This is a genomic window from Bacillus sp. FSL M8-0166, from assembly GCF_038008825.1.
In the GTDB taxonomy this organism is placed as follows: domain Bacteria; phylum Bacillota; class Bacilli; order Bacillales; family Bacillaceae; genus Bacillus; species Bacillus safensis.
This window is the reverse complement of record NZ_JBBOZZ010000001.1, coordinates 287,420-301,735: the sequence shown is the minus strand read 5'-3', so window position 1 is coordinate 301,735 and position 14,316 is coordinate 287,420. Positions and strand designations below refer to the sequence as shown.

Sequence of the window (14,316 nt, the reverse complement as noted above, 5' to 3'; positions counted from 1 at the left end):
GAGATATGAGACCATATAAAAAAGCCTTCTCACCCCACAATGACACTACTTTTCACTAGGTCAAAGGGGCGAAAAAGCTTTGTTTTTTCGCGGTACCACCCTTGTTCACGGCAAATCCTGCTGCCGTCTCATGGACATCTTTCGTCCATTTTGGTAACGAGTGAGCAATGTCACTCGGTCTGCCCTACTATCATTTCAAGCAGACACTCAGAGGTGAGTTCACTTTAGAAAGTAACACCGGTTTCCAGCTAGCACCGGCTCTCTGTAGATACTGACTCTAAAGCTACTAGTCCTCTTCAACGTTTATCGATATCTATTTAGCTTGCATGAATGTTTTCATCTGCAAAAACGACTTTTTCTCCCTCTTCAACTACTCGCTTACGGAATTGTTCAAGAAGTTTGTTTGTGTGGAACCCAGGTTTCCCTTCACCGATTGTACGGCCGTCAACTTTTACAACGGCGATGACTTCGGCTGCGGTTCCTGTTAGAAATACTTCTTCAGCTGTATACACATCGTGTCTTGTGAATGGTTCTTCTTTCACTTCGTAGCCTAAGTCTTCTGCAATCTCCATGATGGCATTTCTTGTGATGCCTTCAAGTGCGCCGATATAACCTGGCGGTGTATAAAGCTTGCCTTTTTTATAAATAAACACGTTGTCTGCAGAACCTTCTGCCACGTACCCTTGATCGTTCAGCATCAGTGCTTCACTCACACCGGCCATATGGGCTTCGATTCGGACAAGAATGTTATTCAAATAGTTTAATGATTTCACTTTTGGGCTAAGGACATCTGGACGATTTCGTCTTGTTGGAACCGTCACAATATCAATACCCGTTTCATATAGGTGCTTTGGAAAAATGGCCAGCGGCTCTACAATGATCACTGTGTTGGCTCTCCCGCAGTTGTTAGGATCTAAACCAAGATCACCCGCTCCTCTTGAGACGACAAGGCGGATATAGGCATCCTTTAGGCCGTTCCTTTCAACTGTATGAATCATTTTTTCCGTGAGTTCCTCAAGTGAATATGGAATGTTCAGCATAATGGATCTGGCGGAATCATACAGGCGGTCTAAATGTTCTTTCATTCGAAAGATATTTCCGTTATACACGCGAATCCCTTCGAAAACACCGTCGCCATATAAGAAGCCATGATCGTAAACTGAAATTTTCGCATCCTCTTTTTTCACGAGTTCATCGTTTAAAAAGATCCACTGTTCCTTTTGGTCTTCCATTTTCAGTGAGCACCCTCTCTTTCAAACAAAAAGTAGTTGAATTTTCAGACACTTTATATTGAAGCGTCTCTCGCTTGCACTGCATGTTTGTTTAGCTTTTGTTGAACCCATCTTACGCCGCTTTCCATACAGTGTCAACAGCATTTTTAAAATTATTAGACAATTTAGACTAATCAAAATTAAATGTATACGCTTACACCTTTGCTAGACAAGGAATGAAAAAACTTAAAATTTTTTGTATTTTTTCTTCAATTTATTTACTTTACATGAACGGTTTTCTTTTGAGAAAACTTTTGTGATATTTTTTCACATGATTTTTGATGAATATTGTGAGATTTCAATCACTTGGTTTTTTCTTTTGACATGCCTTTCTAAAGCGTTTTCCTATGAATTTATGATAGAATGAGAGCATCTAATAGAAGGAGGGCAATACATGGCTAACATCAGAGGTTATATCGGTACGTATACAAAGGGAGACAGTAAAGGTGTTTATACGTTTACATTAAATACGGACAAGCAGCAGATTGAGCAAGTAGAAGTCGCTGCTGAACTTGAAAATCCTACATATTTAACCGTGTCAGAGGATCAAAAGTTTGTTTATGCTGTTGTGAAAAAAGGATCACAGGGCGGCCTTGCTGCGTATCAAATTGATTCAACAACAGGCAGACTTCACTTCATCAACCAAGAGCTTGCCGATGGCTCTTCTCCTTGCCACGTCAGCGTGGACAGTCAAACGAAAACGGCGTATACAGCGAATTATCATAAAGGGACAGCAGAGATGTATGAAATCGATGCTGAAAACGGCTCAGTGATCCGCACGCTCTCACAGGCGCAGCATGAAGGAACTGGCCCTAACGAAGATCGTCAGGAAAAACCGCACACTCACTTTATGGGTCTCACGCCAGATGAACAATTTGCAGTGGCTGTTGACCTTGGAACAGATGGAATCTATACGTATAAGAAAGAAGACGGCAAACTTGAGCTTGCTCATACATTTGAAACAAAGCCAGGCAGCGGACCTCGTCATATCACATTCCACCCAACGAAACCTGTGGCATATGTAATGACAGAGCTAAGCTCCGAGGTCATTGTGCTTCGTTACTTTGAAGATGGTCATTTTGAAGAGATCCAAACAATCGCGACCATTCCAAGCGATTTTACAGAGAACAATCAAGGAAGTGCCATTCATGTCTCTTCAGACGGACAATTTGTTTATGCAGGAAATCGCGGTCATGACAGCATTGCGATTTTTAAAACAGACGCTGACGGCCAATTAAGTCTTGTCGAGATTGCTTCTTCTGAAGGAAACTGGCCTAGAGATTTTGTGCTTGATCCAACAGAAGAATTCCTCGTCGGTTCAAACCAAGAATCTAGCAATCTTGTTTTATACAAACGCGACAAAGAAACAGGACGACTCACTGTCTTACAATCAGACATTACCGTCCCTCATCCAGTTTGCGTGAAATTTTTAGGGTAAAGAAAAAAGCCTCCAATAACGGAGGCTTTTCTTTATGCAGACGGTATACCGCCATCCTCGAGCTTTTGATCAATCAAAGACGTATCGGTTTTTTCGCCGAACCATTTTGACAGCCTGTCTTTTGCTTTCCCTTTCACATTATCATCAATGTACATCGCTACTTGAAGCAAAGCAAATGTAATGGCCCCTAAATCATCTGTATAGCCGACACCAATCAATGTATCCGGAATGAGATCAAGTGGAAGGATAAAGTAGCCGAGTGCTCCAATAATCAGGGTCTTTGCTTTGACCGGCACTTCGGGTTTTTGCAATGTATAGTAAAGTAATAGCACAGCATAGACAAGAGAGACACCAGCTTTTTGTGCCGTCTTTTTTAACTTTTCCCAAAAGGCATAATCATTAAAATGCTTCTTCGAACGCTTTAATAGTTCTTTTTTCTCAGAACGATTCATCATATCGCCTCCATCTACAGCATAGCCCTTTTCCCTTAGTTATACAAGATATCCGCCGATTCGACAAATAAAAAGCAGCAGAAAGCTGCTGCATTCTACTGCTCTTTGTAAAACTTTTCAATTGCCTTATCGATGTACACCCATCCTTTATAAGACACATGAATCGTATCTTTAAAGAAATATGGATCGTACTCATGCTTAGTCAAATCTGCGACTTCATACCCATTATCCCGAATTTGACGATTGATTTTTTCATAATAGCCTGTACGGCCTTCTTTCGGAAAACCGGTGTAATCATACCACTTTCCGTTGACAGGAATTGTCACAAACAAAGGCTTTGCCCCTGCCTGTTTTAAAATATCCAGCATGATCTGAAAATCTTTGTATTCTGGTGATTCCGCATAAGAGTGACCTTCACGGGAATCCTTCATCTTTTTCATGATCGGTTTCAGCTTGTGATCAAACAGTTTTTGATTAATATAAAACGGGTTGTCCCCTGCTCTTTTCGCACCAAAAATGCTCGCTTCTTTTTCAAGCTCAGCCCATGTTTTTCCTTTGACTGAAGGAGACGGTTGAAGCTTGCGCTCATGCCCCGATCCAATCGTATAGTACATGTCTTTCTTTTGAAGCATACCATAATACATTTTCGCAATAGGAGAAATCGCGCCATAAGCGAACTTGTTCCCAGATAGCTCTGCTTTAAAAAGCTCTGTAATCACCATGTCGTTTTTGACTGCTTTAAACTTCATGATTCTTTTGATCAGCTCTTTTTTCACAGTTGGATCAATTTCTTTATTATAGGCGAGATTAAGTGCTTGAAGCGCTGAATAGTTAGGTGCAAAGTGATTCTCGTCAGATCCCCATTTCACAAACCACTGCGGGGACACGATAAATACAAGCTTCTTCCCTTTTAATTCATCCATATGCGCTGCGAAGTTCATCGCATGAATTAATGATTGCGATCCACCTTTTCCAATAAGATAAGGTGTAAACCCTTGAGGATTCTCATGAAAGAAATTCGAAGGGTGATATGGATCAAAACGTGATAGTTCAGAAGATCCATAGATCGGCAAATAAGTTGGATCTTTTAGCATTTCATCTTGTAAATAGAGCCCTTGAAACATCCCTGGATCTAATTCTGTGGCTGACTTTTGTAATTTGTCTTTTGGGATCAGGTGTGAGAGCCATGCATTTGGTACAAGAAGAACACCAATGAATAGAACAGCCGCTAAAATAAGCGGCCCAAAAAAACGCTTTTTCATTACTTCATCTCTGCCAGCTGCTCAGCAATATGATTCGGCGTATCCCACACATCACGATCGAATTCTGTAATCGGAACAGTGATTCCGAGTTGACTTTCAATTGCCATAAGCAGTTCTACTGTACCAAATGAATCAAGAAGACCTTCTTCAAAAATCGCAATCTCTGGATTTTCTTTCACAACGTCGTCCTGACAAACCTCTGCAATAATACCGTATACTTGATTTTTAAATTCCATAATTTTCTACTCCCTTAATCATTAATGATGAAATGGTTTTCCTGAAAAAATATAAAATCCGAAACAAATCACATGGAATGTAATAATGATCGACACAACCATTGTGACCTTATTATCCGGCCACCACTTGTGCTTTTTATTCCATTTCTCAAATAAATTGTAACCGGACATGATAACTGCATGATATAGTCCGTAAATAATATATTGAAGGGCAAGACCATGCCAAGCACCCATTAATAGAAAGAGGACAAAGTACCCAATATTTGATACAGCCATTCGGTTCTTGATCCACTTCTTTTTAGTCATAAAGAACACAAATCTCATAAACACGTAGTCTCTGAACCAGAAGGACAGGGACATGTGCCAGCGATTCCAGAAGTCTTTAATGTTTCGGCTGATAAACGGTTTATTAAAGTTCTCTGGTGATTTAATGCCCATTATATAACTCACACCTACAGCAAATGCTGTATATCCAGCAAAGTCAAAGAACAAATACATGCTGTAAGCATACATATACGTTAACTGCTGAACAAAGTGACTGCTGCTAATGTGATGAATATTCATCAGAATATATGTGTGAATTAGATAACCAATAATGAACTTATATAAGAAGCCAATAAAAATTTTATGAATACCGGCATATAGAAGATCACTGTATGCTTCCTTTTCAGGCGGCGTATCCATATCCTTTTCAAATCGGCGGTAACGATCAATCGGACCTGATGAAATCGTCGGGAAAAAGACAATGAAATAGACCAAACGGTGAATCGGAATTTTCTTCTTAATCAAGCCGTCTCTTGTCTCGATAATTAACTGAACACCTTTAAATGTTAAGTACGAGATCCCCAAAAAGCTCAGCCAGTTCATTGGCGCCGGCTGGTGCGGCTGATGAGTTAAAAAGAACGGTATAATCTTTGACAGCACAAGCGGCAAAATAGATGCCACCACTGCTGTATAGAAAACGGATGCCTGATTCGCCTTTAACCGGTATGCAATGTACAGGCGGATGATGAAGACTTGCCACACCGTGAACAAGAAGAGCAGCAGCGCGCCATGGGCATCCTTTGAGAAAATAAGCGCCAGCGCCACAACCGTTGCAAACATGTTGTAGCCCTGCATTCTTTTGCCGCGAAGACCAAGAATGATCGTCGGCAAAAGAAGAATACCAATTAGAATGAAGAAAAAGAATGAACTAAACGGAATCATAGAAGAACCTCTTTCGCGATTCTCTTACGGTCAACCTTCCCGTTTGGCGTCATGTACAGCTGCTCAAGATAGACAAACTTTCTTGGAATCATGTACGCTGGCAGTGAATCCGCCATTTCTTTCTTAATCGCGCTTGTCAGCTGATACTCTTTTTCAAATGAATGAGCTGTTGGAACAATCGCTGCAATCAAGTACTCGACATGACCGTTTGGCTGGAATGGCACAATCACACAAGCATTGACATAGGTTGTCTCGCTCACATGATATTCAATTTCTTCAAGCTCCATCCGGTATCCATGAAGCTTAATTTGATAGTCGAGACGGCCATGGCACGTAATTAATCCATCCTGCGCCACACCTGCGTCACCTGTACGGTAAGCAGGACGTCCCTCGTATTCAAAGAACACTTTATCTGTCAAGGCTTGTTCACCTAAATAGCCATTGCTGACGCTTGGCCCCACGATGACAATTTCGCCTTTTTCACCATCAGGAAGTGTCTTACCTTCTTCATCTAAAATGACGATATTTGTATCAGGTTTGGCATAGCCGACTGGTAAAGAATCGTGCTGATCAAGAATCGCCTGTGTGACTTCAATCGATGTGATCGCAACAGTTGCTTCAGTTGGACCATACGTATTAAAGACCTGCGCCTTTGGAAAACGCTCCAGAAGTGAACTTGCTACAGCTACAGGAAGCGCCTCACCGCAGAACAAGAAAACTTTCAGCTCTGGTAAAAGCTCCGCTGTAAAGGAAGGGTCCATTAAGCACATTTGCACAAAAGAAGGTGTTGATGTCCACACTTCAACGTCAGATTGACCAAGTGCTGCAAACATATCCTTTGGCTTATTGACGAGATCTTTTACTAAACAGTAAAGCGTGCCGCCTGATTGAAGCGCTGGATAGAGATCCATCACTGATAAGTCAAAAGAAAATGGTGCTTGATTTAAGAATGTGCGTCCCTCACCAATTGGGAAGTCACGGCACATCCACTCTGTAAAGCTTTCTAAATTATTGGCTGTTACCTGAACGCCTTTCGGTTTTCCAGTGCTGCCAGACGTATAAATAATGTAAAAAACATCATCTTGTTGAACCCACTGCGTGGATGGCGGTGCTTCTTTTTCAAGTGCTAAAAGCGATGCCGCACTCTTCACTTCAATGTGCGCTTCTACATCTAATACATTCTGCTCATTTGCACAAATCAATAGACTGGCTTTTGAGCTTTCAATAATTGAGACGATACGCTCGACAGGTATTGAGATATCGACCGGAATATATGGTCTGCCTGATTTCACACTGCCTAAGAAAGAAATCAGCATCTCTGGCTCCATATGACCGTATACAATGACAGGTTCACTGCCAGCTGCGACTGCATCGATCGCACCAGCCATTTGGTCTGATAAATGCCAAAGCTCATCATATGTGATCGACGCATGTTGAGAAACAAATGCTGGCTGTGTTGGTTTTGTTTGCTGGTATTCATGAATCGTTTGTAATAGTTTCATAATTTAATCTCCAATTAAAAATCGTTGTAAATGAATGATCCCGTATTTGCTGTGTGGAATCCGTAAATAAAGAACAATAATAGCAAAATAAGTAAGTAAAAGCTTGTATATCCTATCCATTTTACAGACTTATTTTCTGATAGCTTTTTGAATAGCATATTGATAACCTCTTTTCTTTTGACACTTATAGAGACGCATGACTCATTCAAAGAGTTTCATATCAAACCATAAAATTTTTAAGAAATGCTAAAAAAATGTCGAACCTTGGAACGTCTCTTTTGAGCAAAGCTGTCTTATTGTAACAAAGATTTAATACATTTGAAATGAAATCCGAGCTTAAATTTGCCTTAAAATTGCTGAAAGCTGTCGAACTAACGCAAAAGCCACCTAGTTGGACTAGATGGCTTTGATTTCGTTACTTCAAAAATTTTGTGCGATTTATTTGTCTAGGGAATATCTTTCAATGGCTTCTTCTGGAGACGTTTCTTTATCAAACACAAGATAACGACTATAAACTTCTTTTAAATGTACTGATTCATCTATATTATCTACTAATTCAAAGATATCTAAAATTGCAACTACTTTGGTAGTAGTCATTCCCCCCTCTGAATTTTCATAAGTTTCTTCTGGGAAGTTTTCTTGTATGATACTTTCAATCTCATCTGGTTTTTTTGTTTTTATTAAAAAAATTCTTTCTTCAAATATTTTTTCAGGGCTTAAACGTGGCGAAGTTGTTGATTCAAATAAAACTTTTACAGAATAAATATCGTACATAAATGATCACCTTTCATTTCATTTTTTCTTAAATCTGTTGTCTGTTAACAGTTTTTTAGCTTTTTTAGCATTCTTTTTCCCTTTTTTTGCGTCTTTGTTGATTTGTTCTATCGTTTTATTTAAGTATTCACTTGGAAACTCTTTTCTGATTGACCCTTTTCTATTCTTAGAGATGAATTGGTCTGCTGTCATTTTATGATGTTTGACAACTTGAGCTTCCCAAGAGTTTGAAGAAAATATCATACCACCTACAATGACAGCACCAGTTGCTAATACTGCAGCTTGTCCTAACCCTGGTATAAAGAAGAAAGGAAGTGGGATGGCGAATTTAGTTTCTGCAAGTTGATCAGGATTTAATTCTCCTTCAGATGATACAAAATCATTTGTGTTAATTACAGCAGTTTCATTTTCTGTTGCTTTTGCTGGTGCTTGTAAAACAAAGGTAAATACGGATAGAGCTAATAGTGTGGAAATCATTTTTTTCATCATGTTAAATACTCCTTATAGTTTATTAGAAATTTAGTTGAATAAAAATATTATATTATATTAATTAGATTTTCAATGATTTTAAGGTAAATTTAAGAAAATTTGTTTTATATTAACGTCTCCGTGAAGCATTTTCTCTATTATATCTTAATAAGAACCCATAGTTTCATGGGTTCTTCATCAATCCATTATTAGAAAGTCTGTCACAAGGCAAGCGAGTTCTCCGTTTTGATCTAGCCCCCAAAAGCTTGGGTACATCCCATCACCGAAGCCTGTTGTAAACATGGCAAAGTCCACTTTGTCATGAAAACGGGTGACAAGCCAGTCCCATGTGTGCTTGTTGTTTTGCGCAAGCGCTCTTCAAATTCTTCATAAAGATAAAAATCATTGTCTTCTTTCAATTGATTGATTTCCTGCCCTGCTTTTGTGGCAAGCTCCCATTCTATTAATTGCTCGTTTGTAAACTTGATCATCGAATAAGCAACGCGTTCATCTCCGCTTTCTAACCGCTTAACCACAAGTAGAATAGGATATTTTCCTAGAGCAACCTTCCTCGTAAACGATTGGTCCCCTTCTGAAACAAAAGGATCACAGGCAACGATATGACCGCTCGTGATCTCGATATAGCCTAACTGTTTAGCAAATAATTGATCACCCTCTTGACTGTTTGTTGTCTCTCCATTTCTATATAACAGGTGTGTTGGATTGATGTTGTACAAGTGATCATTCCTTTCATTGTTTTTCTGGGGTGTTTGGGATTATGTATTTTTCTCTGTTTTGTCTTTTTTCCTGCTTTATTTTCCCTATTTAATCTGTCCAACCTACTTATGAAAACTTACTGAAATAAATAACTCCTTCACTAGTTTATTCATTATTAATACTTGGACAGCAGTCAACAACATAAACATTTAAAGGGAATAAGTACGTTTGGAGGGAATTAAATGGCACAAGATTCTGATGAACGTAAGTTGCAACAAATAAAACAAATGCAACAGATGTTTTTAGAGAAAATGAAAACTCAACCTTATCCCATGTACCCTAATTACGGAAAAATCACACGCTATGAAGAAATCCCAATTAATTTACCTGAACAACGTCAACTTCGTCATCCTGGTGTAGAAGGTTTAATGGTACCACTTCCAATTATTGAAAATACAAATTACAAAGGGAGTGGTAAGTTAGCGGGAAAAGTTGCTCTTATTACAGGAGGGGATAGTGGTATTGGTGCAGCCGTAGCCATTGCCTTCGCAAAGGAAAGTGCTGACGTTGCGATTGCATACTTAGATGAACACGAAGATGCTAATAGAACAAAAGCAAGAATCGAAGAACTCGGGCAACGTTGTTTATTGATGCCAGGAGACTTGCGAGATAAAAGGCAATGTATCACCATTGTAGAGAAAACAGTAAAAACCTTCGGGCGTCTAGATGTTCTATGTAACCACGTTGGTATCCAATTTCAACAACCAAGCCTTCTTGACATTACAGACGAACAATTCGATGACACCTTTAAAGTCAACATATACTCACATTTTTACACAACCAGAGCAGCGCTTCCTTACTTAAAACCAGGCAGTTCTATTATTGGCACTTCTTCAGTCGTAACGTATGTAGGTGAGCAACAAATGATCGATTATACAGCCACAAAAGGGGCAATTGTTGGTTGGACACGTGCTTTGGCTAAAAATGTTGTAAAAAAAGGAATTCGTGTAAACGCCGTTGCCCCAGGTCGAATCTGGACGCCGCTTATTGCAGCAAGCTTCTCGTCAGACCAAGTGGCTGTATATGGAGCGTTTAACCCAATGGAACGAGTTGCCCATCCATTTGAACTCGCACCAACATTTGTTTATCTTGCTTCTGATGATTCACGTTTTGTTACAGGTCAAGTGCTGCATGTTGACGGTGGGGAATCCACACATTCCTAATATAAGGAGGTCATTGGATTGAGGTATGAATTTAATCCAGAAGTAGAGTTATTACTTGTGAACCATTCAATGGAAAAAGTCACTATGGTTTATATGGAAGATTCATGGCTAATGCCTAAAATTGGACGTAGACCGCCTTATTATTGCTACCCAAATTACGAACTGAATTATCCAATCATTTAAATAAATCTCAGTTATTCAGGAACGTTTAGGGCATACAAAAATGGATACAACTATGTCAATTTACGCTTCTTTGATACAAAAACAGGGAACGGAAATACTTAAAAATAAATCCGCTCCCAACCCGCTCCCAAAATCCTGTTTTGGACCGAGTTACGAACTTATGTTCCAAAGAACAAAAAAAGCCTGAAATCCTTGATAATAAAGGTTTCAGGCTTTTTTCTTAGTACGTCCCAGGAGAGATTCGAACTCCCGACCGACGGCTTAGAAGGCCGTTGCTCTATCCTGCTGAGCTACTGGGACATGTTGTTATGTAGTGTGCTGTGGTGTATTACCTCAGCGACAAGATTTATTATATTACTATTGTTCTTTAAAGTCAACGGTTTTTCGAAAGTTTTTTCATAAGGGGCACATGCTGCACCCTTATGAAATACCTTCCAATGTGACAGTGTTTTCGAGGTCTTGTATGACCTGACCTTCGTCCGTGAAAAACTGTACGTTTGCTTCGCTTCCATCTAGTGTCAGTATAGCATAGCTGCGCTCTTTTCGCACTCTTGGCAGGTGCACGCTGCCTGGGTTAATGAGCAGTTTTCCCCTTAGCAGTTCACTGCCTGGGATGTGCGAGTGGCCAAAGCAAATAATGTCTGCGCCCAGCTCTTCTGCACGGTAGTAGACTTGAAGTAAGGATTGTTTGATGCCATGCAGATGTCCGTGAGTGAGAAATAGTTTTCCTCCTCCATCAAGCGGGAGCAGGAGCTCTTCTTCAAAATCGCCCATAAAGTCACAATTTCCTTTGACGACTTTGTATCCTTCGAGAGCTGGGTGGTTCGTGTCGAGTTCTGAATCTCCGCAGTGAATCATCATGTCAACTTCAGCTGCATGCCGTTTGGCAATGGTTTGAAGTTCGTCTGTGAGTCCATGGCTGTCACTAATGATGAGTATCTTCATGGCTTCATTCCCCCTTATTCATTTGCGTCTAGCAGTGATGAAAGCTTTTGAAGCGCGACCGCTCGATGGCTGATCTTGTTTTTCTCCTCTGGTGATAACTCGGCCATCGTCTGGTCTTTGTCTTTGACGATGAAAATCGGGTCGTATCCGAAGCCATTTTCGCCGATAGGTTTTTCTGCGATGAAGCCTTCTACTGATCCTTCTACAGTCTTTGTTTCTTTTCCCGGTATGCTGACAGCAAGGGCACATCTGAATCTCGCTGTGCGGTCTTCTTTTTCAATGCCTTGAAGTTCGCTCAGCACTTTTTCCACATTCTCCGCATCGTCTTTATGCTCACCTGCGTATCTCGCTGAATACACGCCAGGCTTTCCGCCCAGATAATCAATCGACAGACCGGAATCGTCTGCAATGACCATTTCACCTGCTTTGGCTTGAATGGCCTCCGCTTTGATGATGGCATTTTCTTCGAAGGTTTGTCCTGTTTCTTCAATCTCTTCAGTAAAGCCAATGTCTGCTAGTGTTTTGACCGTGAATCCTTTTGGCTCAAGAATGGCTTTGAATTCTTTCGCTTTGCCCGCATTGTGCGTTGCAATGATGGCTGTTTTCATCCTGATCAAACCCTTCTCTTTATTCGATGACTTCTCCTGTTACTGCTTTTTGCTTTTCGATTAATTCTTTGATGCCCTTTTCGGCTAAATCAAGCAGTCCGTTTAGCTGTTCTCTTGAGAATGTCGCTTCTTCGCCTGTTCCTTGAAGTTCAACAAAGCGTCCAGCGCCTGTCATGATGACATTCATATCTACTTCAGCAGAAGAATCTTCTTCATAATTTAAATCTAACAGAAGACCTTGCTGAGAATCAATTCCGACGGATATCGCCGCTAAATAATCAGTAATCGGGTTTACTTTGATAACTCCTTCAGCTCTTAGCTTTTGAATCGCGAGTGTCATGGCAACAAAAGCACCTGTGATGGACGCTGTGCGTGTGCCGCCGTCTGCTTGAATGACATCACAATCAATCCAAATGGTGCGTTCGCCAAGCTTTTCTAAGTCAACGACTGCGCGGAGTGCTCGTCCAATTAAACGCTGAATCTCCATAGTACGTCCTGTGACTTTTCCTTTAGATGATTCTCTCATCGTTCTTTGTGCAGTTGCTCTTGGAAGCATGCTATATTCTGCTGTGATCCAGCCTTTTCCTTCTCCTCTTAAAAAAGGAGGTACGCGGTCTTCGATCGATGCGTTACAAATCACCTTCGTATTTCCCGCTGAGATTAAGACAGAGCCTTCTGGATGCGTGATGTAGCCTGCCTCTATTTCAATTTTTCTCAATTCGTCATATTGTCTTTCATCTAATCTCATGTTTTACCTCCGTTACGATATACATTCCTCGCGGGTGCCAGCGGGGTTCTCCTACTAACTTTGACAACCTCAGCTCGTTCTAATCGCTTGGAATAAAAAAGAGGCAGCGAATATGCATGCCTCTTTTTCTCCATTATATCAATGTGTGACGTTAAAAACTACCTGTATTCACTTGTTCTGGTCGTGAAACCGGCTTTGTAAGCTCTGCTCCTTTTTCGTTCACAAGCTCAGCCTTGCCGTTCACCTTGACAGATACGCTTTTGACGTCAGGCAGCTCGGTTAATGTGAGCACAATGCTATCAAGAACTTTTTGTGAAATGACCTTTTTCTTTTCATCTGCACTGCCAAAAATGGATTCGTTGAAATCAAGTGTCACATGTCCATCTTTTACTTTTGGTACATCATTCAGCTTCACATCTTGATCGAAATCTGTAAGCAGATGGCTTTTTTTGCTTGGTCCAGAGACGAGCTCATCAATCGCTGCTGTAATCGGATCATCCTCGTCTTTTGGTGCTCTTGTGGTGACCGGAACGTAGTAGGTCTGTTCATCAGATTCAGCTAAGTAGTATACCGTCACTGGCTTTGTCGATGTCATATCAGCGGCAGCCTCGTGCTGGATATTTATACCATCCTCTCTACTTAAATCATCTGAGATGGGCGTACCGTTCACAGGCATTTCTTTTAGTTCATGTCCATTCATCTTCAATTTGACTTTGGCTATGGAATCAAACTGTGTTAACGTCCAAGTAACAGATTGCAGGATGCGCTGTTCGTCTTCTTTTTTATAGTTTTTAAATTCATTTGAAAAATCCACAACCGCCGTTCCGTCTTTAATATCGACAGATACGCTCGTATCCGCTGGCAAAACTGCTCTGAATCCATTCGGCATTAAGTTAGAAATAGGTCCACCATCTACGAGATATTCAAGGGTTTGTTTGGCACTTCCTTCATTTTTCGGCAGCGGAATGGATTGAGATACGACATACCCGTTTTTATCAATTAAATATAATTCTCTCATGACCGTATCTGCCTGCTTCTCTTCTTTTCCTTCTTTGGCTGTTTGTTTATCTTCTTTATTTTCTTTCACATATGTGACGTTTTGTGGTGGATCAATCTCTGTTTTCGCTTGGTCTGTTTGAAACAATCCGCATCCTGACAAAAGCATGGCTGACGCGATACACGTAACAGCTGCTGTAGATCCTTTTTTCAGCATACTTCACCCTCCTCTAGTAGTTTGTACTACTATGTATACGAGCTCCCTCGGAGGATTAGACCCTTTTCAT

16 protein-coding genes, 1 tRNA gene, 1 pseudogene and 1 other annotated feature are annotated in these 14,316 nt (G+C 40.5%); of the genes and pseudogenes, 2 read left to right on the top strand and 16 right to left on the bottom strand.

Going from position 1 to position 14,316, the window contains the following annotated elements:
- Positions 1-61 precede the first annotated feature (61 nt).
- Positions 62-309, bottom strand: a binding site (T-box leader).
- A gap of 8 nt (positions 310-317) precedes the next feature.
- Positions 318-1,232, bottom strand: coding sequence for a branched-chain-amino-acid transaminase (gene ilvE / locus NSS92_RS01725; RefSeq protein ID WP_024427825.1), 915 nt, complete (start codon positions 1,230-1,232; stop codon positions 318-320).
- Positions 1,233-1,665: 433 nt separating this feature from the next.
- On the opposite strand from ilvE, the gene NSS92_RS01720 reads away from it, so the two are divergent.
- Positions 1,666-2,709, top strand: a complete 1,044-nt coding sequence (locus tag NSS92_RS01720; RefSeq protein WP_340866793.1) for a lactonase family protein — start codon at positions 1,666-1,668, stop codon at positions 2,707-2,709.
- 32 nt (positions 2,710-2,741) lie between these two features.
- Here the strand turns inward: NSS92_RS01720 and NSS92_RS01715 are convergent, their stop codons facing one another.
- From NSS92_RS01715 to NSS92_RS01675, 10 genes and pseudogenes are all read right to left on the bottom strand, one after another.
- Positions 2,742-3,161 (bottom strand): YkvA family protein, encoded by a 420-nt coding sequence (locus tag NSS92_RS01715; protein WP_267587180.1) that lies wholly within the window; start codon positions 3,159-3,161, stop codon positions 2,742-2,744.
- A 95-nt stretch (positions 3,162-3,256) separates the two neighbouring features.
- Positions 3,257-4,423 carry a D-alanyl-lipoteichoic acid biosynthesis protein DltD gene (gene dltD, locus NSS92_RS01710; protein ID WP_025092477.1) on the bottom strand — a complete coding sequence of 389 codons (1,167 nt, stop codon included), beginning with the start codon at positions 4,421-4,423 and terminating at the stop codon, positions 3,257-3,259.
- Positions 4,423-4,659 carry a D-alanine--poly(phosphoribitol) ligase subunit 2 gene (gene dltC, locus NSS92_RS01705; protein WP_024423191.1) on the bottom strand — a complete coding sequence of 79 codons (237 nt, stop codon included), beginning with the start codon at positions 4,657-4,659 and terminating at the stop codon, positions 4,423-4,425. The genes dltD and dltC overlap by 1 nt, the downstream gene beginning before the upstream one ends.
- A gap of 21 nt (positions 4,660-4,680) precedes the next feature.
- Positions 4,681-5,865, bottom strand: coding sequence for a D-alanyl-lipoteichoic acid biosynthesis protein DltB (gene dltB / locus NSS92_RS01700; RefSeq protein ID WP_267587179.1), 1,185 nt, complete (start codon positions 5,863-5,865; stop codon positions 4,681-4,683).
- Complete coding sequence (dltA, locus tag NSS92_RS01695; protein WP_340866792.1) at positions 5,862-7,367, bottom strand: D-alanine--poly(phosphoribitol) ligase subunit DltA; 1,506 nt, start codon at positions 7,365-7,367, stop codon at positions 5,862-5,864. The genes dltB and dltA overlap by 4 nt, the downstream gene beginning before the upstream one ends.
- A gap of 14 nt (positions 7,368-7,381) precedes the next feature.
- Entirely contained in the window at positions 7,382-7,531 is a 150-nt protein-coding gene (locus NSS92_RS01690; RefSeq protein ID WP_024427820.1) for a teichoic acid D-Ala incorporation-associated protein DltX, read from the bottom strand.
- 274 nt (positions 7,532-7,805) lie between these two features.
- Positions 7,806-8,141 carry a DUF4288 domain-containing protein gene (locus NSS92_RS01685; RefSeq protein WP_081124638.1) on the bottom strand — a complete coding sequence of 112 codons (336 nt, stop codon included), beginning with the start codon at positions 8,139-8,141 and terminating at the stop codon, positions 7,806-7,808.
- A gap of 18 nt (positions 8,142-8,159) precedes the next feature.
- Positions 8,160-8,630 (bottom strand): hypothetical protein, encoded by a 471-nt coding sequence (locus tag NSS92_RS01680; protein ID WP_267587177.1) that lies wholly within the window; start codon positions 8,628-8,630, stop codon positions 8,160-8,162.
- 177 nt (positions 8,631-8,807) lie between these two features.
- Entirely contained in the window at positions 8,808-8,924 is a 117-nt protein-coding gene (locus NSS92_RS19450; protein WP_411353424.1) for a DUF4241 domain-containing protein, read from the bottom strand.
- Between the two features lie 89 nt (positions 8,925-9,013).
- Positions 9,014-9,346, bottom strand: a pseudogene (locus NSS92_RS01675) (DUF4241 domain-containing protein); the annotation flags it as partial.
- 222 nt (positions 9,347-9,568) lie between these two features.
- Between NSS92_RS01675 and NSS92_RS01670 the strand changes: the two are divergent.
- On the top strand, positions 9,569-10,549 hold the full coding sequence (locus NSS92_RS01670) for an SDR family oxidoreductase (protein ID WP_098677018.1): 981 nt from the start codon (positions 9,569-9,571) through the stop codon (positions 10,547-10,549).
- Between the two features lie 409 nt (positions 10,550-10,958).
- On the opposite strand, the gene NSS92_RS01665 is transcribed toward NSS92_RS01670, so the two are convergent.
- From NSS92_RS01665 to NSS92_RS01645, 5 genes are all read right to left on the bottom strand, one after another.
- Positions 10,959-11,032: transfer RNA gene (locus tag NSS92_RS01665), tRNA-Arg, on the bottom strand.
- Between the two features lie 120 nt (positions 11,033-11,152).
- Positions 11,153-11,677, bottom strand: a complete 525-nt coding sequence (locus NSS92_RS01660) for a metallophosphoesterase (RefSeq protein WP_340866790.1) — start codon at positions 11,675-11,677, stop codon at positions 11,153-11,155.
- Positions 11,678-11,691: 14 nt separating this feature from the next.
- A complete protein-coding gene (locus NSS92_RS01655) occupies positions 11,692-12,294 on the bottom strand; it encodes an XTP/dITP diphosphatase (RefSeq protein ID WP_162860205.1) in 603 nt (200 codons plus the stop codon).
- Between the two features lie 10 nt (positions 12,295-12,304).
- Positions 12,305-13,033, bottom strand: a complete 729-nt coding sequence (rph, locus tag NSS92_RS01650) for a ribonuclease PH (RefSeq protein WP_251216410.1) — start codon at positions 13,031-13,033, stop codon at positions 12,305-12,307.
- A 151-nt stretch (positions 13,034-13,184) separates the two neighbouring features.
- On the bottom strand, positions 13,185-14,246 hold the full coding sequence (locus NSS92_RS01645; protein WP_048239038.1) for a GerMN domain-containing protein: 1,062 nt from the start codon (positions 14,244-14,246) through the stop codon (positions 13,185-13,187).
- Positions 14,247-14,316 lie beyond the last annotated feature (70 nt).